Annotated in this window: 19 protein-coding genes and 2 tRNA genes; 12 read left to right on the top strand and 9 right to left on the bottom strand. The window is 40.8% G+C overall.

What is annotated here, in order from left to right; genetic code table 11:
* Positions 1-149 precede the first annotated feature (149 nt).
* The gene (gene ilvA / locus AKG98_RS21025; RefSeq protein ID WP_067050882.1) at positions 150-1,715 is read left to right on the top strand and encodes a threonine ammonia-lyase, biosynthetic; all 1,566 of its coding nucleotides are present in this window, start codon (positions 150-152) and stop codon (positions 1,713-1,715) included.
* A 20-nt stretch (positions 1,716-1,735) separates the two neighbouring features.
* Here ilvA and AKG98_RS21030 read toward each other — a convergent pair whose 3' ends face one another.
* Complete coding sequence (locus AKG98_RS21030; RefSeq protein ID WP_067050885.1) at positions 1,736-2,473, bottom strand: DUF4852 domain-containing protein; 738 nt, start codon at positions 2,471-2,473, stop codon at positions 1,736-1,738.
* Positions 2,474-2,669: 196 nt separating this feature from the next.
* Between AKG98_RS21030 and AKG98_RS21035 the strand changes: the two genes are divergently transcribed.
* From AKG98_RS21035 to AKG98_RS21045, 3 genes are all read left to right on the top strand, one after another.
* Positions 2,670-3,512: a 23S rRNA (adenine(2030)-N(6))-methyltransferase RlmJ gene (locus tag AKG98_RS21035; protein ID WP_067050888.1), complete on the top strand. Its 843-nt coding sequence runs from the start codon at positions 2,670-2,672 to the stop codon at positions 3,510-3,512.
* 69 nt (positions 3,513-3,581) lie between these two features.
* Positions 3,582-4,448, top strand: a complete 867-nt coding sequence (locus AKG98_RS21040) for an alpha/beta fold hydrolase (RefSeq protein WP_067050891.1) — start codon at positions 3,582-3,584, stop codon at positions 4,446-4,448.
* A 6-nt stretch (positions 4,449-4,454) separates the two neighbouring features.
* Positions 4,455-5,531, top strand: a complete 1,077-nt coding sequence (locus AKG98_RS21045) for a potassium channel family protein (protein WP_067050894.1) — start codon at positions 4,455-4,457, stop codon at positions 5,529-5,531.
* 96 nt (positions 5,532-5,627) lie between these two features.
* Here the strand turns inward: AKG98_RS21045 and AKG98_RS21050 are convergent, their stop codons facing one another.
* The 3 genes from AKG98_RS21050 to ilvY form a co-directional block, all read right to left on the bottom strand.
* On the bottom strand, positions 5,628-5,864 hold the full coding sequence (locus AKG98_RS21050) for an accessory factor UbiK family protein (RefSeq protein ID WP_067050897.1): 237 nt from the start codon (positions 5,862-5,864) through the stop codon (positions 5,628-5,630).
* Positions 5,865-5,948: 84 nt separating this feature from the next.
* The gene (locus AKG98_RS21055) at positions 5,949-6,560 is read right to left on the bottom strand and encodes a VC2662 family protein (protein ID WP_067050900.1); all 612 of its coding nucleotides are present in this window, start codon (positions 6,558-6,560) and stop codon (positions 5,949-5,951) included.
* A gap of 89 nt (positions 6,561-6,649) precedes the next feature.
* Positions 6,650-7,528, bottom strand: coding sequence for an HTH-type transcriptional activator IlvY (ilvY, locus tag AKG98_RS21060; RefSeq protein WP_067050901.1), 879 nt, complete (start codon positions 7,526-7,528; stop codon positions 6,650-6,652).
* 351 nt (positions 7,529-7,879) lie between these two features.
* Between ilvY and ilvC the strand changes: the two genes are divergently transcribed.
* Positions 7,880-9,355, top strand: a complete 1,476-nt coding sequence (ilvC, locus tag AKG98_RS21065; RefSeq protein WP_067050903.1) for a ketol-acid reductoisomerase — start codon at positions 7,880-7,882, stop codon at positions 9,353-9,355.
* Positions 9,356-10,038: 683 nt separating this feature from the next.
* Here ilvC and AKG98_RS21070 read toward each other — a convergent pair.
* Positions 10,039-10,788, bottom strand: a complete 750-nt coding sequence (locus AKG98_RS21070; RefSeq protein ID WP_067050906.1) for a glutathione S-transferase N-terminal domain-containing protein — start codon at positions 10,786-10,788, stop codon at positions 10,039-10,041.
* A gap of 167 nt (positions 10,789-10,955) precedes the next feature.
* Between AKG98_RS21070 and tcdA the strand changes: the two genes are divergently transcribed.
* Together tcdA and AKG98_RS21080 are read left to right on the top strand one after the other, a co-directional pair.
* On the top strand, positions 10,956-11,756 hold the full coding sequence (tcdA, locus tag AKG98_RS21075; RefSeq protein ID WP_067050908.1) for a tRNA cyclic N6-threonylcarbamoyladenosine(37) synthase TcdA: 801 nt from the start codon (positions 10,956-10,958) through the stop codon (positions 11,754-11,756).
* Between the two features lie 280 nt (positions 11,757-12,036).
* The gene (locus tag AKG98_RS21080; protein WP_067050911.1) at positions 12,037-13,248 is read left to right on the top strand and encodes an acetyl-CoA C-acetyltransferase; all 1,212 of its coding nucleotides are present in this window, start codon (positions 12,037-12,039) and stop codon (positions 13,246-13,248) included.
* Between the two features lie 56 nt (positions 13,249-13,304).
* On the opposite strand, the gene csdE is transcribed toward AKG98_RS21080, so the two are convergent.
* Positions 13,305-13,733, bottom strand: coding sequence for a cysteine desulfurase sulfur acceptor subunit CsdE (csdE, locus tag AKG98_RS21085; RefSeq protein ID WP_067050914.1), 429 nt, complete (start codon positions 13,731-13,733; stop codon positions 13,305-13,307).
* 68 nt (positions 13,734-13,801) lie between these two features.
* Positions 13,802-15,022, bottom strand: a complete 1,221-nt coding sequence (locus AKG98_RS21090) for a cysteine desulfurase (RefSeq protein WP_067050917.1) — start codon at positions 15,020-15,022, stop codon at positions 13,802-13,804.
* Positions 15,023-15,370: 348 nt separating this feature from the next.
* Here AKG98_RS21090 and rpmB point away from each other — a divergent pair, with 348 nt between their 5' ends.
* From rpmB to rep, 3 genes are all read left to right on the top strand, one after another.
* Complete coding sequence (gene rpmB / locus AKG98_RS21100) at positions 15,371-15,607, top strand: 50S ribosomal protein L28 (RefSeq protein ID WP_006030956.1); 237 nt, start codon at positions 15,371-15,373, stop codon at positions 15,605-15,607.
* An 11-nt stretch (positions 15,608-15,618) separates the two neighbouring features.
* Complete coding sequence (gene rpmG / locus AKG98_RS21105; RefSeq protein ID WP_006030957.1) at positions 15,619-15,774, top strand: 50S ribosomal protein L33; 156 nt, start codon at positions 15,619-15,621, stop codon at positions 15,772-15,774.
* A 125-nt stretch (positions 15,775-15,899) separates the two neighbouring features.
* Positions 15,900-17,915, top strand: coding sequence for a DNA helicase Rep (gene rep / locus AKG98_RS21110; protein WP_067050922.1), 2,016 nt, complete (start codon positions 15,900-15,902; stop codon positions 17,913-17,915).
* Positions 17,916-17,945: 30 nt separating this feature from the next.
* On the opposite strand, the gene AKG98_RS21115 is transcribed toward rep, so the two are convergent.
* Together AKG98_RS21115 and AKG98_RS21120 are read right to left on the bottom strand one after the other, a co-directional pair.
* Entirely contained in the window at positions 17,946-19,280 is a 1,335-nt protein-coding gene (locus AKG98_RS21115) for a GGDEF domain-containing phosphodiesterase (RefSeq protein ID WP_067050925.1), read from the bottom strand.
* Between the two features lie 174 nt (positions 19,281-19,454).
* Complete coding sequence (locus AKG98_RS21120) at positions 19,455-19,874, bottom strand: cytochrome c5 family protein (RefSeq protein WP_067050928.1); 420 nt, start codon at positions 19,872-19,874, stop codon at positions 19,455-19,457.
* A 261-nt stretch (positions 19,875-20,135) separates the two neighbouring features.
* Between AKG98_RS21120 and AKG98_RS21125 the strand changes: the two genes are divergently transcribed.
* Both AKG98_RS21125 and AKG98_RS21130 read left to right on the top strand, forming a co-directional pair.
* Positions 20,136-20,212, top strand: a tRNA-Arg gene (locus AKG98_RS21125).
* A gap of 31 nt (positions 20,213-20,243) precedes the next feature.
* A tRNA-His gene (locus AKG98_RS21130) sits at positions 20,244-20,319 on the top strand.
* The last annotated feature ends 260 nt before the right edge of the window (positions 20,320-20,579 follow it).

Here is a 20,579-nt window from a genome sequence, read left to right on the forward strand (position 1 = left end):
TATCCAAAGGGGAGCGAAATGCTCCCTTTTTTATTTCCTGTAAAAAGTTATCCTGAGTTAAACCTTTTTATCTGTTTCGATTGTTGTTATAACTAAATTATAGCGTTAACGATTGCATGCCAATGCGTTAACTTGTCAGTTATATTTCAATGGATGATCGAGTGACAAATAACGAGCCCCAACAACCCCAATCACAACTTACAGCAAGTGAATACTTATGTAAGATCCTGTTATCACCGGTTTATGAAGCTGCTGTGGTCACCCCGTTACAACCATTAACAAAATTATCTGAACGTTTGGGTAATAGTATTCTTCTTAAACGTGAAGATCGTCAACCCGTGCACTCGTTTAAATTACGCGGTGCATTTAATAAATTGGTGCAATTATCTGAAGAACAAAAATTACGCGGTGTCGTTGCTGCTTCTGCAGGTAATCATGCCCAAGGTGTTGCGCTGTCTGCGAAGAAACTGGGTATTAAAGCCATCATTGTGATGCCGGTTATTACCCCAGATATTAAAGTGAGCGCGGTGCGTGGTTTTGGTGCTGATGTTTGTTTATATGGTGATAGTTTTGATGAAGCATCAAATTATGCTAAGAAACTTTCAGAAGAAGAAGGTTATACCTTGATCCCACCGTTTGATGATCCGGATGTGATCGCGGGGCAAGGTACTATTGCGCGTGAACTGCTAGAACAAAATGCCCATTTAGATTATATCTTTGTGCCTGTTGGCGGTGGTGGTCTTGCTGCAGGTATTGCTGTGTATATCAAACAATTAAAACCATCAATTAAAGTGATCGGGGTTGAGCCGCGAGACTCTGCCTGTTTACGCGCGGCATTAGATGCGGGTGAACCCGTTACGCTTGACCGTGTTGGTATTTTTGCCGATGGTGTGGCGGTAAAACGGATTGGTACTGAAACATTCCGCCTTTGTAATGAGTTTATAGATGATGTCATTACGGTGAGCAGTGATGAAATTTGTGCGGCGTTAAAAGATATTTTTGAAGATACCCGTGCAATCGCAGAACCATCGGGCGCATTAGCGCTGGCGGGATTAAAAAAATATACTGAATTAAACGGTTTACGTGATAAGAACATGGCGGCGATCTTAAGTGGTGCGAATGTTAACTTCCACTCATTACGTTATGTATCAGAGCGCAGTGAATATGGCGAGAAGAAGGAAGCGGTGCTTGCGGTTACGATCCCTGAACGTCCTGGTGCATTCTTAAAGTTCTGTGAATTAATTGGCAATCGCGCCGTGACTGAATTTAACTACCGTTATTCTAATCGTGCCGCGGCAAATATCTTTGTCGGCTTACGTACACCGCAAGGTACTGCTGAATTAGCGACCGTCATTAAACAGCTGGAAGATGCAGAATATCCAGTGGTTGATTTATCTGAAGATGAAATGGCCAAGCAGCATGTACGTTATATGGTTGGTGGCCGTCCTGCTGAAGACTTGCAAGAACGTTTGTTTAGTTTTGAATTCCCTGAACATCCAGGTGCATTGCAAAACTTTCTATTAACCCTAGGAATGAATTGGAATATTACCTTATTTCATTATCGTAACCATGGTGCTGCTTATGGTCGTGTATTAACGGGCTTTGAGTTACCAGATGGTGAGATGAAAGCTTTTTCAGCTTATTTAGTTAAGTTGGGTTATCAATATAAAGAAGAAACCAACAATCCAGCGTATAAGTTTTTTCTTGCGCACTAGATAGTCTCGGTGGGGCAAACTTACTCATCCACCACTGAGAATGAATCAATTCTCAGTGGTACTTCTCTGTCTACATCGCTGTAAAAAATTACGCGAGTCATTATTGCGCCTAATCCCTCTCCTTGCTGTCCTGCAACTTGATTAATGTTAATTTCGATATCGATAGGTAGGCGGTTGATATGCCCTTGTTGAATATTATTACTCGTGACTAATCGGGCGAGTTCAGGTTCTAATTTTAACTGTTTAAGTTGGGTTATATTACTAATATAAATATAGAAAGCTGGAGGGAAACTACTTTCTTTAGGTAGTTTTTTAGTGAATTTATACTGATAACTTTGTTGCTCATTGAGTAGTTTAGTGGCTTTAATTGGAAATGCTTGCTGTTGGCGATCATAAACACCTAGTTTGACCTCGGTTTTTAAGCGTAGGACTTGCTCTCGTTGTTGTTCATTATTCATTTTCCAGTGCCTGCGTAATTTTATTTTTTTGAGTGCGAGCAAGGCATCATCACCGTTATAAAACGTGACTATGTCTGGATGATAAAGAACGGTGTAAGCATCGATGTGTTGGTTAAAAGAGTAGTCTTTATTCAGTAATATGGATGCTGTTAATGCGCGATCCCAATCAAGGTAATGTGCTTTAGCAGTTGTGGTTAATAGCGGGTGTTTATTAAAACCTGGGGATGCAGTTAAGCGTTTTTGGTTGAGGCTACAGGCCGATAGTAGAAGCGATAATATGAGTATTAATGATTGCAGCATGGCCGTGTCCTTTGGTCAGAATAATGAAACAGTAGGTATACCGCTGAACTTAGCTAATCACTATAACAACTGAAAAATTAACGAAAGTATGAATAAAGCATACTATTGGGTACTTGAAACATAGAATAAATAGCCTAGTTTTAAGTAAACAGTGCTACCCTTTACCGCAATTAATTTATCATTTATTGGAAATATTATGCTGAGCTATCGCCACAGCTTTCACGCTGGCAACTTTGCAGATGTGCTTAAACATACGGTTGAAGTATTGATTTTAGAAGCGTTAAAACAAAAGGAGTCGCCTTTTATTTATCACGATACCCATTCTGCTGCGGGTCGTTATAGCTTATCGAGTGCACATTCAGAAAAAACAGCTGAATATGTTGATGGTATCGCCAGAATTTGGCAACAAGGTGAAGTACCTGCGCCATTAATCCCTTATTTAAATATGATTAAGCAGTTAAATAACACGTCTACCCTGAAGCATTATCCGGGATCACCATTAGTTGCGCGTTTATTACTACGTGAACAAGATCGTATGCAAATGACGGAATTACACCCTGCAGATGTAAAATTATTAGAGCAAGAGTTTGCTGGTGATCGTCAAGCGCGCGTGTACAAGAAAGATGCTTACGAAGGGCTAAAAGCCTTGCTACCTGGACGCAATAAACGTGGTTTAGTACTGCTTGATCCATCTTATGAAATCAAAACCGAGTACCGTCAGGTCGTGCAGGAGATCGCACAGACTTACCGTCGTTTTGCAACTGGCACTTATGCACTTTGGTATCCGGTTATTGAACGTCGCACGATTGATCGGCTTATGCGTGACTTTGTTGGCACCGGTATTAAGAAAATTTTAGTTATCGAGCTTTGTGTCAAAGGTGATAACGAAGAACGCGGGATGACAGGAACAGGGATGGTGGTGATTAATCCACCGTGGAAACTATACTCGCAAATGGAGGAGTTATTACCTTGGTTAACCAAAGAGTTAGGCCAAGATAACAACGCTAACTTCCGCCTGGAATGGTTAGTACCTGAATAACCAAAATTAATATCGAGTTATGATATCGGGTTGATATTGTAACTTGCACAAGTATCAAATAGGTAAATTATGAAGCAATGGATCGCAGAACAATTATCAGCTCAGGGCGCTGTCGTGGCAGGATTACCTGCTAAGCATATTGGTGGTGACGGTGAACATTTGGTGTTTTTTCATGCCAATGGTTTTCCGCCAGCCATGTATCAACAAATGTTACAACCGCTTACCGACGAATATAAAGTTAGCACTGTTTACCAGCGTCCTTTGTGGCCCTTACCGATTCCCGATGGTTTTGATAATTGGCGATTAATGATCGATGACGCTTGCCGTTTTATTACCGCGCAACCAGAGCCGATTATCTTAGTCGGTCATTCGATGGGGGGCTTGATTAGTCTCATTTGTGCGGTGCGTGAACCTGAAAAAGTGAAACAACTTATTCTCCTTGACCCGGTTATTCTTGCACCTCATATGATTTTTATTATGCATAATCTACCTCATTTCTTACGTAAAAAACTACCACTGGTCGAAAAAACATTAAGACGTCCAAATACGTTTGATAATATTCAGCAAGGTTTTGACTTTCACCGTCAAGTACGTGGTTTTAAAGGCATTTCAGACAGCGTATTAGCGGATTACATGGCCGAAGGTTTGTACCAAACCGATGACGGTTTTAAACTGAGCTATAGTCGTGAGTGGGAAGCCTCTATTTATCAGACAGTACCTTGGGTTTGGTCTAGCATTAAACATTTAACGACCGATACCGTGGTGATCAGAGGGCGTGACTCTGATACGTTATCGACAGAAGCCGTCGCTCGATTATTGCGTAAGCAGCCACACATTAAACTGGTTGAAGTGGACGGTGGGCATTTGTTCCCGTTAGAGCAACCGTTGCAAACGGCTGAGCTTATTCGCAAGCACCTAGCCATTAATAAGCATTAGGTCAATATGTATATATCTCGATTAATTAGCCTAGCGTTACGCAAGCTCACTGCTGAACTGCGTTGGGCGAATCTATTTTTTATTTTTTGTAGTTATTTAGCTGTCGTATGGGGATTGTTATGGTTAGCGGGTGAAAGCACGTTAATTGAACCGCTGACATTTTTCTATTACACCGTCGTGGTGATCAGCACGGTTGGTTTTGGTGATTTATCGCCGACTACAGCACATGGCCAACTTGTTGTCGCCTTGGTACAGATCCCTTTTGGGTTATTAATTTTTGGTGCAGCGATTGGTAAAACCACGCAAGCAATCGTGGCACTCGCAAGGAAAGGTATGAACGGAAAAAAAGATTTTAGTACTTATAGCGACCATATTTTAATTTTAGGCTGGCGTGCGCATCGCACTAAACGGATTTTAGATCTGATTCTTGCCGATAAAAAGCGGTATAAACGCAAGATAATTTTGTGTGTTGAGCGTGATATGAGCCATCCATTCCCACAACTGCTGGATGTGGAGTTTGCCAAACTAGAATCTTTCACCGATCGTGATGAATTAGCGCGTATTGCGATCGCACAGGCGAGTTCTATTATTGTTGATGGTGAAAATGATGAAATGACGCTATCGATGGCATTAAGTGCATCATCACATGCCTCAAAACAGGCGCATATCAGTGCTTATTTTCATGAGGAAAGTAAAGCTGATCTGCTGCGCGCGCATTGCCCCAATGTCGAATGTGCAAGTTCACGTCATGCTGAAATATTAGTACGAACCATGCAATCTCCTGGTGCCAGTATTGTTCATGAACAACTGTTTTCGACGCTTGATGAAGCAACATTATATTGCTTAACATTAGAGAATGCGCCGGAAATGACGGTAGGTGATGTCTTTCAGCCTCTGCGAGAGAAATATAGCATGACGCTGATGGCAATTGCTGACGATGAAAAAGGTACAGGGTTTAAATTAAATCCGGCCATGGATACGCAGCTTCGGTGTGGACAGGTATTACATTATATCGCTAATGAACGGATCCGTAAGCACGAGATTAATTGGGTTGATGTATTATTGCTGAAAATAGATAAGTAGGCAGGTATGGGTCGCTAAAAGTGAGCGATAACGGAATTCAAGTTCGTGCCTGATACTGTAAACAACGGTTAGCGTTAACAGTATCAGGCTTAAGCACTATTTTTCTAGTTCTGTTAAACGTGCTTCTAGAGCTGCTAATTTTTCACGCGTACGTAATAGCACCTTGGTTTGTACTTCAAACTCTTCACGGTTAACCAGATCAAGCTTGTTTAGTTGTGATTGCAATACTTGATGGATCTTCTTTTCTACTTCGGTACCTAATGATTTGACACCCGTTGGTAGTGAGTCATGTATTTGCTTCGCGATTTCTTCTAATTTTTGTGGCTTGATCATACGGCACCTCATTACGGAGTGAGTTTAACTATTCGTTAATTTCGTTTGATGATAGTCTAGCATTTTAATTATCGATTAATCGACTTAAAATGACCGCTTAAAATTGATCAGGGGTAATATTTTTACCACCCCATTTTCAGCATAGTTTAATAAACCAATCTGTAAACCTTGTAAATTTTCAGTTACGTTGAACAGACCAAATTGAAATTTAGTCGTTTTCGCATAATTAATCATACCAAAATCAACAAGAGATAACCGGTCGCTATAGTTAACTAAGCCTATATTAGCGCCTGCCACTGTTTTTGATAAATTAACCATGGCTAAATTGACGCCTTTCACATGGCTGGTATTATTCACAAGGGCCATGTTAAAACCGGTATCTTGACCTAGATGCCAGTTAAATAAACCAAATGATGCGCCTGAAAATTCCTTGTTTACTTTACTTGCACCCAGCAATAAATTAAAACTTATGCCGTCGAGTTTATCGACTTCAGATAAACCTAATACGGCCATATCAAAGCCTTGTACTTTTTCTGTTTGACCATGGAATAATGAAAAACGGAAACCATTAACATCCTGACTTTTTGGCGCATTGAGGCCGACCGTGGAAAATTGTGCTGGCACCTCATTGGCGACCGCAGTTTGGCTTAGACTTAAAGCGGCTAGTATTGCTATGCCTATTTTTTTGAAACCCATGAAAACTCCATAGTAACAATGATGAGAGAAGAGTAGATCCCGATTATAACGGAACGCTATTGTTATTCTTAATAATAATTGATGACAAATCAATGATTAATCATACTAAAAAAGGCTGCAATCGAAGGTTCGTCAAAGCGTTTTCGCAGGCAGCATAAACCGAGATCGAATGGATCTATTGTATTACTGTTTTCAAAGGTTAATACACGATCTCTGACAGGACTGTTATCAACCACAACGGCGGGGGCAATACCGACCCCAAGTCCTAATGCGACCATACTGACAATGGCTTCATGACCAGCAACCGTGGCATAAATACTCGGCTTAATTTTCATTTGTTTAAACCATTTATCAATCCGTTTACGTGCAGGGCCGTGCTCAGGTAAGATAAAAGGCACTGCATTCCAATTAATATTATCCTGCATAATTTGCTGTTGAACTTGGCAGGAAATCACTGGGGTAATGATTGATAACGGTACTTTTGCAATCTCGACAAATTTTAGTCGATTCGATATTTGGTCCGGATGTGCAGCAATGGCAATATCAATTTTTTCTTCATCAACCAGTTGCATGCCCATCGCTGCATCGCCCGTAATCAGTTTTAGTTCAACATTGGGATGTAATAAGCGGAATTTATCGAGTATCGGTGGTAAATGACTATAGGCAGCTGTCACTGAGCAGAAAATAGTAAGCTCACCATCAAGTTCGCCGCTGTGATTATTCAGGTCAGCTTTTAGTTGTGTCCAGTTTTCGAGGGTTTGTTGGGCGAAGCTTCGTAGGCGTTTCCCACTTTCGGTTAATGCAACTGAACGATTATCTCGAGCGAATATTTGGCTGCCAACCGCTTCTTCTAAACGCTGCATGGTGCGGGTCAGTGTTGATGTACTGACGTGCATCGCTTCTGCCGTTTTCCCAAAGTGTAAAGTGGCCGCTAAATGTAAAAAAAGTTGTAGTGAACGAATATCCATATTTCACCTTATTCTTAGTGGGTGTGATTTTTATTTTCTGTGTGCAATCATTAATGATAATAATGAGTTTAAGTGTAAGACATTGTCATTAGTACAATAGAATGATTTGGTTTTAAACTCTACATTTAGATTTGCAATTGGGTTTAAATTTCAATAATTTGGTATTTTGTTTATTTTAATACTGCGTTCGAACCGTTTTTTTGTATATAAATGCGAACGTTGCGTTTATTGCAACACTATATTGTAAATATATCATTTCCAGCAATGTGTAACTTAGCATATAGTGAATGGTAGAGTATCACTGGAGTGGTGATAGCGCATTCAAATTACAAAAATCTCATGGAGAGCAACATGGCTAACTATTTTAACACTTTAAACTTACGCCAGCAGTTAGAGCAACTAGGCAAATGTCGTTTTATGGATCGCAGTGAATTTACTGACGGTTGTAACTTCATTAAAGACTGGTCAATTGTTATTGTGGGCTGTGGTGCGCAAGGTCTAAATCAAGGCCTAAACATGCGTGATTCTGGTCTGAATATCTCTTATGCATTACGTGCTGCGGCGATTTCAGAAAAACGTCAATCATTCTTAAATGCATCTGAAAATGGTTTTACTGTTGATACTTATGAGAATTTAATCCCACAAGCAGACCTAGTACTTAACCTTACACCTGATAAGCAGCATTCAAATGTAGTTGAAACTATTATGCCGCTGATGAAGCAAGGTTCAACGCTGTCTTATTCTCACGGTTTCAATATCGTTGAAGAAGGCATGCAAGTGCGTGACGACATTACCGTAGTAATGGTTGCGCCTAAGTGTCCTGGTTCGGAAGTGCGTGAAGAATACAAACGCGGCTTCGGTGTACCGACACTGATCGCTGTTCACCCTGAAAATGATCCAAAAGGCGATGGTCTTGCAATTGCTAAAGCATACGCTTCTGCAACGGGTGGTGATCGCGCTGGTGTACTTGAGTCTTCGTTTGTTGCTGAAGTTAAATCTGACCTTATGGGTGAGCAAACTATCCTATGTGGTATGTTACAAACCGGTGCTATTCTTGCATTTGACAAAATGGTTGCTGATGGTAAATCACCGGCATACGCAGGTAAATTAATTCAGTTCGGTTGGGAAACAATCACTGAGGCACTTAAATATGGCGGCATCACTAACATGATGGATCGTCTATCGAATCCTGCTAAAATTAAAGCATTCGAAATGGCTGACGAAATGAAAACAACACTTCGTCCATTATTTGAAAAGCACATGGATGACATTATCACTGGTCACTTCTCATCAACGATGATGGCTGACTGGGCTAACGACGATGTTAACCTGCTTAAATGGCGTAAAGAGACTGGCGAAACTGCATTCGAGAACTATCCTGAATCAGATATCGTTATTGATGAGCAAGAGTTCTTCGACAATGGCACCTTATTCGTTGCGATGATTAAAGCGGGTGTTGAACTTGCCTTTGAAAGCATGGTTGCATCAGGTATCGTTGATGAGTCTGCATACTATGAGTCACTGCACGAAACACCACTTATCGCGAACACCATTGCCCGTAAGCGTTTATACGAAATGAACGTTGTTATCTCTGATACGGCTGAATACGGTTGTTACCTGTTTTCTCATGAAGCAGCGCCACAACTACGTGAGTACGTAAATGCGCTACCTTCTGAATTAATGGGGTCTGCATTTGCTGCTGCATCAAACGGCGTTGATAATGCGCGTTTGATTGATGTTAACGAAGAAATTCGTAATCACCCTGTTGAAGTAATCGGTAAGAAACTACGTGGTTACATGTCAGACATGAAAAAAATTGTTGGCTAATACTCTGATGTAATTATCATTGTGTAAGTTGCTAAACCCGGTAAATATGACGATGTTTACTGGGTTTTTTTATGCAAAAATCCCGATGGAATTATGTTGGAAAAGGCGTTTTAAGAGCTTGGGAATATATCTTCGTTACCTAATGTCTATTCGTAAAGACGTCATAAGCGTTTGCTATAATCGATACGATAGCCTTCTTTTTATACCAACGACCTCCCTTAATTAATAATCGTTAAATCATCTTGTTGTGGATTGATTGTCTAGGATTTACAGTGAGTCATAATTTTGAGATATCGCGATATTTAAACGACGTTTTAATGCTTGCTGCTTTTTCTGTGTGTGCTGTTTTTTGCAAAAAAATGACATTAATTTCTGAATCACACTAACTCCCACGTTAAGCTTAGAATAGTATTAATAAGTAAATTAAGTATGGGTTTTAAATTGTAAAATGATGACGATTGGATTGCTTCATTAGATTCTGGTTACGGTTTTGTGATGCAGATTAAATGTATTTAAATAATATGTCGACGAGATAACAATTATTATCCTTCGTGGTGAAATCAATTGCCTTTATAGCTAATTTTCTTTACGTCTTTCCTCGTATAATGTTTAGTATAAGTCGTCATTATAATAAAAATTCCAGATGAAAGAGTCGTATTTTCATCTGGTTATATTCATTATTATTACACTGCATACGTCGCGATTAGGTATTTCACAATTGCGCGAGACTCAAACATATCGACATTGGTGTTTGGATCTTTTAAGAACGGTACTTGTACTGTGCCGTGCTCAGCAAAAAATGCACTGCGTTTAGTTTCTGGTAAGGGACTGTATTCGCCGGGGCCTAAACGTCTTGTGGCAGGGCCGAGTTCGCCAAATTGTTGCTTGCCTAAATTCACCAATAAATACGGCAGTTCTAATTCACATAACGTCTCACGAACAGGACGTGAATAAGGGCTACTTTCAAAACTGTATAATACCAATGGATCGGTTGGTTCTAATGCTGGCTTTTTAGTTTTACCTGCGTTGCAACGGATAAGCGATGCACTGGTTGAGCTGGCATAATTAAAAATATTAGCCCGTAACCGAATCGGTGCACTGCTATTCGCATAATACTTGTATAAATAACTGATGATCTCAGACGCAGAATTTAAGATAGTCTGGGTGTTCTTATCAATCAAGAATGGAATTTTATCTGTGCTGTACATTTCTTGTAGCTGTTGCTTGTGACGCTCTCCGCCTTTGGGGCAGGGAATAATAAGTACATCAAGATTCAATTCTGAAATAGCTTCACGTACTAAGCGACAAAGTGGGTCGGCTTCGTTGTCATACATGATTAACGGATCTTGCTCATTAATCGTGGTTTTTGCCGCTTTGGTACCCGCCCATAAGCGTGTTTGTGAAGCCAGAGTAGAAGTCAGTAGATCAAACATAGCGTAAATCCGTCTAGTTAAAGCTTCATTTTAAATGCACAAATTTGAAAAATCTGTCTAGTCTGAGGTTGGATTATATTATTCTGATGAAAGTGTTATTTATCGCAAACTTTGAGTTATGCGACTGAATCAGTATAATGCGCCTTTGGTATTATTTGAGGTAAGGTATGTCGGCCGAATATGACAATCGTTTTGGTGGTATTGCACGTTTATATGGCGTTAAAGCACTGCAATTTTTTAGTCAAGCACACGTGTGTGTGATTGGTATTGGTGGTGTGGGTTCTTGGGCAGCTGAAACATTAGCGCGTTCAGGTATCGGCAAGATCACCTTGATCGACATGGATGATATTTGTGTGACTAATACTAACCGTCAAATCCATGCCTTAAAAGACACCATCGGTCAGCAAAAAATTGATGTAATGGCTGCGCGTATTCGTGCCATTAATCCAGAATGTGTAGTGACCCCAATCGATGATTTCATCACTGTTGATGATATTGGCATGCACATAAGCAAAGATTTCGATTATGTGATTGACGCGATTGATAGCGTACGTTCAAAAACGGCACTGTTAGCGCACTGTAATCGACAAAAAATCAAATGCATTACTATTGGCGCTGCGGGTGGTCAAATCGATCCAACCCAAATCCAAGTACTGGATTTATCTAGAACACATCAAGATCCTTTAGCGGCGAAAGTACGCTCTGATCTGCGTCGTTTGCATAACTTCAGTAAGAACCCAACCAGTCGATTTGGTATTGAATGTGTATTCTCAACCGAGCAATTAATTTACCCAGGTACTGATGGGGAAGTATGTTCGACCAAGAACTTTCTTGATGGTGCAACGGGCATGGATTGTTCAAGTGGCTTCGGTTCTTCAACCGCGGTGACGGCTAGTTTTGGTTTAATAGCGGCTTCGCGGGTATTGAAAAAATTAGCCGAAAGAGAAGCTCGTTATCGCTCTGAATAACGGTATTGAGTAAATGAGTATTAACCAATACCGTTACGCGCTGAAACGTGATTGAAACCAGCTGATACGCCTTGTATTCGCTGGTTTTATGTTATTTTCAACCTGCATCTGTTTTTTCCAATCTTAAATTATGCTGTTGTAACACCGATAATACCACTCGTGGCTTTTCCCTATCGCTTCGGTTTGACCGTGCTAAATTCGGTTATGTTAATAACTTGTGATACTATTCAAACATATGTTTGAAAAAATAAACTGATCACATCAAGTAAGGAAACAAGGTATGAGTAAAGTATTTATCGTTGCAGCAAAACGTACAGCCCTTGGTAGTTTCGGTGGTAGCTTAGCGGGTGTTGACGCCGCTACGTTAGGTGCTACGGCGATCAAAGGCGCATTAGCAGCCGCAAAGGTTAATCCAGAGCTCGTTGATGAAGTGATTGTTGGTAATGTGATTAGTGCTGGGCAAGGCATGGGGCCAGGTCGTCAAGCGGCGATGCAAGCGGGTATTCCTGCTAGTGTGCCTGCTTATACGTTGAATATGATCTGTGGTAGTGGCATGAAAACCATCATGGACGGTGCTGCGCATATTAAAGCGGGGGATGCGGACATCGTGGTTGCTGCAGGGATGGAGAGTATGTCTAATATTCCTTATTTGATGCCAGCGAAAACCCGTTTTGGTTCTAAAATGGGTAACATGACCATGGTTGATGCCATGATTAATGATGGTTTGACTGATGTATTTAACAATTACCATATGGGCATGACGGCAGAAAATATTGTTGAGCAGTTTGGTTTAACCCGTGAACAACAAGATACCTTTGCAGTTGGTAGCCAACACAAAGCGGTGGCTGCCATTGCGGCAGAACGTTTTGTTGACGAGATCGTACCGGTTGAAGTGAAAGTACGTCGCCAAACACAAAGTTTTGCCACTGATGAATATCCAAAAGATAATGCCAGTGTTGCAGGTTTAGCTAAGCTACGTCCGGCATTCAAAGCGGATGGTTCAGTCACTGCAGCAAATGCATCGGGTATTAATGATGGCGCTGCTGCAATCATTTTAGCCTCTGAAGCGGCGGTAGAAAAATACGGTTTAGAACCAATGGCAGAATTAATTGCTTATGGTCAAGGTGGTGTCGATCCGCAAGTTATGGGCTTAGGTCCCGTTCCGGCAATCGAGCAAGCGCTTAAACGTGCAGATATGTCATTAGAACAGATAGAACTATTAGAGCTAAATGAAGCCTTTGCGGCACAAGCGTTAGGGGTAATGACGAATCTGACTCAAGAGCATAATGTCGATATGGACTGGTTTACTGATAAGACTAATGTGAATGGCGGCGCTATCGCATTGGGTCATCCGTTGGGTGCATCCGGTGGTCGTATTACGGTAACGCTATTACACGAAATGCAAAAGCGTGGTGTCGATTATGGCTTAGCATCGCTGTGTATTGGTGGTGGTATGGGCACGGCTTTGATTGTTAAAAACCTGCAGAAATAGTAGAAAATTAGTTGATATATAAGTGGTGTTAATCAATTTACCACTTATATTCTCGTTTATTCGGCAGCTTGGATTGCCGCGATCACCGCTTTTAAACCATTGCCACGAGAAGGGCTAAGCTGTTGCATAAAACCAAGCTGAGCAAAATAGTCATCAATATTAAATGCCGCGATTTCAACGCGCGTTTTACCATTAACGGCGGCTAATAATGCCGCCATTAAACCTTTAACAATCCGCGCATCTGAATCCAGACCAAACCATAGTCGCTCATCATCGTCACAACTAAACGCTAACCAAGCCTGACTTTCACAGCCTTTAATTTGATTTTCTGCTACTTTATAGTCATCAGTCAACGCTGGGATCTTATTACCGAGCAAAATTAATTGACGGTATTTATTTTGCCAACCATTTTGTGCGCTTAATAAAGTCATTACATCGCTACTGGTAATTTCGTTACCAAATGGGCTCGACGAGAAATCGGTCATGATCATTCCTGTATTATCAACTAGACATAAAGCCTAGCGGGATAAAGTTAATTTTTTATTTATTGAGATTAGAGTAAATCTTGCAATTCATTTAATGCTTTAATGAAAAAATCTATTTCTGCTTTGGTGTTATAAATTGCTAGGGACACTCGAATAGTGCCTGATAAGTTAAGGCTCTGCATCAAAGGTTGTGCACAGTGATGACCAGTGCGCACTGCTATACCTTGTAAATCTAACAGCATACCCACATCACCATTATGGGCGTCACCCATAATAAAACTGACGCCACCTGCACGATGTTGAGGCGAACCAATAATCTTAATGCGTGGCATTTTTTCGAGTTGCGCTGTGGTGTAGGCAAGTAGCTCGGCCTCGTGATCTGCCAGCGCTTGACGATCGTAACTCTTTAGAAAATTCATGGCACGCGCGAGGCTGATTGTTCCGGCAATATTTGGTGTACCCGCTTCAAACTTAAACGGTAATTCGTTATAAGTTGTGTGTTCAAAGCTGACTGCTTTAATCATTTCACCACCGCCTTGCCAAGGCGGAAGCTGATTAAGCAACGCTTCTTTACCCCAGAGTACGCCAATACCAGTAGGGCCATACATTTTATGTCCAGAGAACACATAAAAGTCACAGCCGAGTGCTTGTACGTCTACGTCCCAATGTGAAATAGCTTGGGCACCATCGATTAATACCTTTGCGTTAGTTTGTTTGGCTAAAGCAATGATCTCTTTAATCGGATTCACTGTGCCAATCGCATTAGATACATGGCTAACGGCAACAAGTTTGGTTTTATCGCTTAATAATAACTTGTAAGCCTGCATATCGATATCTGTTGACGGCAATAGAGGAATGACTTTAAGAATAGCCCCTGTACGCTGTGCTAGCATCTGCCAAGGCACAATATTAGCGTGGTGCTCTAGGGTTGAAATGATAATCTCATCCCCAGCTTGAAATTCTGTTGTTAAGCAGTTCGCGATTAAGTTGATCGCTTCTGTTGTGCCTCGGGTCCAAATGATTTCTTTACTGTTATTTGCATTAATAAATTGCGCGCAGATATCACGGGCATTTTCATACGCGGATGTTGCTTGCGCGCTGAGCGCATGTGAAGCGCGGTGTACATTTGCGTTAATGTCTCGATAATAGGTATTAATCGCCTCGAGCACACACAAGGGTTTCTGACTTGTCGCTGCATTATCTAAATAAATTAATGGGTGATCATTCACTTGTTGGGATAATACGGGAAACTGTTGTCTAAGGTCGGTTAATTCTATATCGTTAAGCATTGGTGTAAACTCACTATCAAGGAGTGGGGATTATAACCTGAAAAAAAGGGTTTCGCATTTGTACATTTAGGCGAATTGAAATACTTTTTGCAATTATTATGATTTAATTTTTATTGCTTGTTTTTGGCCTTTTTTTTGTGTTTTAAACTGTTTTATTCCATAGTAGCTCAGGAAGTAATCGTACGCGCTTGTTTTTAGCACTACTTTTGTGTATTTAAAGGTGGTGATATTTTGCACTATTATTGATTTATGTCTGGGTTTACTGTATAAACCGAGCATTAAAAGTATACCTAGTAGCTTCAAATGCGACTATGTAGACACTTATATTTGAAGTTATTGGAGCACACTATGTCAAAAGTATGCCAAGTTACTGGTAAAAAACCAGCTGTTGGTAACAACGTTTCTCACGCAAAAAACCGCACACGTCGCCGTTTCTTGCCAAACCTGCACACACATCGTTTCTGGGTTGAGAGCGAAAACCGCTTTGTAAAATTACGCCTTACTTGTAAAGGTATGCGTATTATTGATAAAAAGGGTATCGATTCAGTTCTTGCTGAAATGCGTGCCCGTGGTGAGAAGGTTTAAGGAGCTATATTATGCGCGATAAAATTCGTCTGAATTCATCAGCTGGTACTGGTCACTTCTATACCACTACTAAAAACAAAAAAAACATGCCTGAGAAAATGGAGATCAAAAAGTTTGATCCTGTAGTTCGCAAGCATGTTATGTACAAAGAAGGCAAAATCAAGTAATTCTTGATTGCGTATTCGCTGTATAGAAAATGCCAGTTATTTATAACTGGCATTTTTTTTATGTTAAATTTGCTACAATCTAATTTATACCTCTTTTCCTAATGTTTTAGTCTGGTGTTGCCCTTATGAAATTGAATCCCCGTCAGGATGAAGCTGTAAAATATATTTCTGGTCCGTGTTTAGTACTCGCTGGTGCTGGCAGTGGTAAAACCCGTGTTATTACCACCAAAATTGCCCACCTGGTACAAAACTGCAGTTACAAGGCCTGTAATATTGCTGCGCTAACCTTTACCAATAAAGCGGCGCGCGAAATGAAAGAACGTATTGCCAAGACATTAGGTAAGAAGGAAGCAAAAGGGTTAATGGTCTCGACGTTTCATACCTTAGGGTTAAATATTATTCGTAAAGAATATAAAACCTTAGGTATCAAACAGGCATTTACCTTGTTTGATGATCAAGACCAGTTGGCATTATTAAAAGAACTCACCCAAGATACCTTGGAAGAAGATAAAGAGCTGATCGACCAATTACGTAGCGCCATTTCGAGTTGGAAAAATGAATTGGTATTGCCGGTGCAAGCGATTGCGCGTGCGCAGATGCCCCAAGACAAATTATTTGCCCAGTGTTATGACGACTATATCCGCCACATGAAAGCGTATAATGCCTTGGATTTTGATGATCTCATCATGATGCCCACACTGTTGTTACGCTTAAATGAAGAAGTACGCGAACGCTGGCAAAACAAGATCCGCTATTTACTCGTGGATGAATATCAAGATACCAATACCAGTCAATATGAACTGGTGAAATTGATTGTTGGCCAACGTGCTAAATTCACCGTTGTAGGTGACGATGATCAGTCTATCTATTCGTGGCGTGGTGCCCGTCCTGAAAATCTCACGTTATTGCAAAAAGATTTTCCTGGTTTGAAAGTGGTAAAGCTAGAGCAAAACTATCGCTCGACGCAACGTATTCTTAAAGCCGCAAATATTTTAATTGATAACAATCCGCATGAGTTTAATAAACGCTTATTTAGTGAACTTGGGTATGGCGATCCGATTAAAGTGTTCACCACCAAAAATGAAGAGCATGAAGCTGAAAAAGTCGTATCAGAACTATTAGCACATAAATTTATGGCGCGCAGTGAATATAAACATTATGCGATTTTATACCGTGGCAACCATCAGTCACGATTATTTGAAAAAGCCTTAATGACGAACCGTATACCGTATAAAATCAGCGGAGGTACATCATTCTTCTCACGTGCTGAGATCAAAGACATGATGGCTTATCTGCGTTTGTTAGTGAATCCGGATGATGATAATGCGTTTTTACGTGTGGTGAATGTACCACGTCGTGAGATTGGCCCGACAACACTAGAAAAGTTAGGTAATTACGCCAACATGCGTAATATAAGTTTGTTTGCTGCTAGCTTTGAAATGGGCTTAGAACAAACCCTGAGTGGACGTGGTTTGCTGGCATTACGTGGTTTTACGCGTTGGTTAGTTGAGTTAGCCGATCAAGAGCAGCGTAGCGATAGTATCGATGCTGTGCGTGATATGGTGCGTGATATACATTATGAAGATTGGTTGTATGAGACCAGTCCCAGTGCCAAAGCCGCTGAGATGCGCATGAAGAACGTGTCAGAGTTATATCGTTGGGTTACTGAAATGCTCAAGGGGGATGATCTCGATGAAGAGATGACACTGGCACAAGTTGTTACCCGCTTAACGTTACGTGACATGCTCGAGCGCAATGAAGAAGAAGATGATTCCGATCAAGTACAGCTAATGACCTATCATGCTTCGAAAGGGCTGGAATATCCCTATGTATTCATGGTCGGCATGGAAGAGGGTATTTTACCGCATCAAAGTTCCATTGATGACGATCCAAATGTCGAAGAAGAACGTCGTTTAGCCTATGTGGGCATCACTCGAGCACAAAAAGTATTGTTCATGATGTTATGCAAAGAGCGCCGTCAATTTGGTGAAGTCGTGAAACCCGAACCAAGTCGCTTCTTGCTTGAATTGCCGCAAGATGATCTGGAATGGGACCTACGTAAAAAACCTGACTCGCCCGTTGAAAAGCAAGAGAAAGGCAAACGTGGAGTTGCAAACTTAAGAGCCCTCTTTAACAAGTAGCTGATAAAAATATAAATAAACTAACGCTTATTAGAGTTCTAATAAGCGATCAACCTGCGTATAGTCCATTGGCTGAGCAATATAACTGCCTTGACCAAACTCACAGCCAAGCTCGATTAATTTAGCATGCTGCTGAGGATTGCTAATTCCTTCAACAATGACTTTAAAGCCCATATCGTGGCTAATATCTCTAATTACGCGAATCAACGACAGATCTTTTTTAGACATCAGCATACGATTGGTAAAGCTGCTGTCTATTTTTACAAAGTCGATCGGATATTTGAAAAATTCATTCAAAGAACTAAAGCCGGTACAAAAATTATCTAATCCTACTTGCACCCCTATTTGGCGTAATTTTTCTAACGCGCGTATGGCAAATTCATTGTGAGCCATAAATTCATGTTCTCTGAATTCAAATACTAAACGATGTGGAGGGATCTGTTGTTGTTGAATAATAAAAATTAAATGCTCAACAGCGCCTTCAAGAATGAGATGTTTGACGGATAAGTTCATCGCTAACATGATTTGTTGATTATTAGGGTGCGAATCATGCCACTTTTTTAATTGTAAGCATGCTTGATACATAATGTGTAAATCAAGGGTGATAATAATATCGGTACGTTCAGCGAAAGACATAAAACTGTTGTCGTGATGCTCTTCTTGCCAATGGGCAATGACTTCAAAACCGACCAATTGATTACTGTCAAGCTGAATAATAGGTTGGTAATACGGCAGAATATCATTGTTAATAATAGCGCGAGTAAGCTTTTCTTGTTGCAATATAGCCAAGGTATTTTCAGCTGGTACGGGTAACGCAGTCGATAGATGGTATTGACCGAGACCTTGTTGCAGGGCCATTTTTAGGGCGATATCTGCGTCTTTCAATACTTGACTCACTGAGTGGGGGGCTTGTTGTAAACTAATTCCAATACTGCAGCTGCAGAGAATTTTATAGTTACTTACCTGAAAGCTAAAGCGGAACTGTGATTGGATCTTTTTAGCGAGACTGATAGCGCTATCCGCATCGACTATGTCCGTTTTTAATAAGGCAAACTCATCGCCTTGTAAGTTAACCAAGCAGTCGTCACTGGAGGTTAATAATTGCAAGTGGTGACGAATGATTGTAATGAGTTTATTACTGAGTTCACTACCAAAATTTTGCTCCACATCGGCGATGTTATCAATTTTAATCAGTAATAATACAAAACTTTGTTGGGTTTGTTGCAGTTGTTGTGAGGCTGACTTTAGCTGTGTTAAAAATAAGGCTCGTTGTGTCCGTAATGAACTCGATAGCGCGAGACCGATAAGTTTGGCGCTGCTTGGCTGGTGTTGGTTTGATAGACGATCCTTGTTCACTGTAGGCATCCTAATGGTCTTTAATCACGGAAAAACTAAGTCTTATAGTGATAAAGTCTAGCAGTGGATAACTGAGGGTCAAAAAAAAGCCACTAAAAAATGAGTGGCTTTATCGAATAATTACTTGGTTATAATCGGAGAGTTAAGGTCATCCTGTTGTTATAACGTTATTTATCTCTCGTGTTACAGGCCTTGGATCATGTAATTAACAGCGGCTTGTAATTCGTCATCAGAACACGTTGCACAAGTACCACGTGGAGGCATCACGCCATTGAAGCCTTCGATTGCATGGCGATAAAGCGTGTCTTTACCTTTTGCAATTCGAGGTCCCCATTGATCCGCATTACCTTTAATCGGAGCACCAGCAAGGCCACTGCCGTGACACATGCTACAAGTAGTCGTATAAATTTGTTCACCTGAGCGTGGTTCTGCAGGTGCAGTGCTTTTCGCAACGACTGGAGCCAGTTCACCTGGTAAGTATACTTGACCTACAGGGGCAATTCTTTCTGCAACTGATTCCGCAGAGTTGTGACTTGCGCTTACGGTAAATGCAAATAGTAATGATGCTGATAAAGTGATTAGAATATTTCGTAATTTATACATGCTCTTTTTAGCTCCCTAATAATGGTATTGTCAGTCTATGGGTGACTTTTGTTATAATAAATCCCTACTGCTGCGAATCATTATATCCTTACCAAGCCTTAGGTTAAATAGTTGTAACAGTGTTTGTTGCATTTTCCTTAGTTAGATAGTGCTTTTAGTTGGTTATAAAAGATACAGGCGTTGTAATTATGCAACATATTCATGTTGAATTAACGGATTTTCCTAGACGAGATTCGCCGTTGGACGTAGTATATTGCTGATGCGTCCGTAGCTCAGTTGGATAGAGCGCGCCCCTCCGGAGGGTGAGGTCGGAGGTTCGACTCCTCTCGGACGCACCATTATAGTGGTTGTGCAATTAAATGGTTAATGGCGGTTGTAGCTCAGTTGGTAGAGCCCCGGATTGTGATTCCGGTTGTCGTGGGTTCAAATCCCATCAGTCGCCCCATTGCATTTAATTGAACATGCACAGGTAAATACAGTTCAGTAAGTTAATTTGTTCTGATTGTTTTTTACACTGGCGCTGTTTGTTTTTATTCCGATTTAATTGAAAATGATAAAAAAATCGTTTTTTGGTTAAAAAGACTTGCAGACTTACACACAATATCTATAATGCGCACACTTGTTAAGAATGATGCATTCTAATGAGCATGTTCGGTGATTAGCGCAGCTTGGTAGCGCACCTGGTTTGGGACCAGGGGGTCAGAG

The sequence above is a fragment of the Moritella sp. JT01 genome, assembly GCF_001574435.1.
GTDB lineage: Bacteria > Pseudomonadota > Gammaproteobacteria > Enterobacterales > Moritellaceae > Moritella.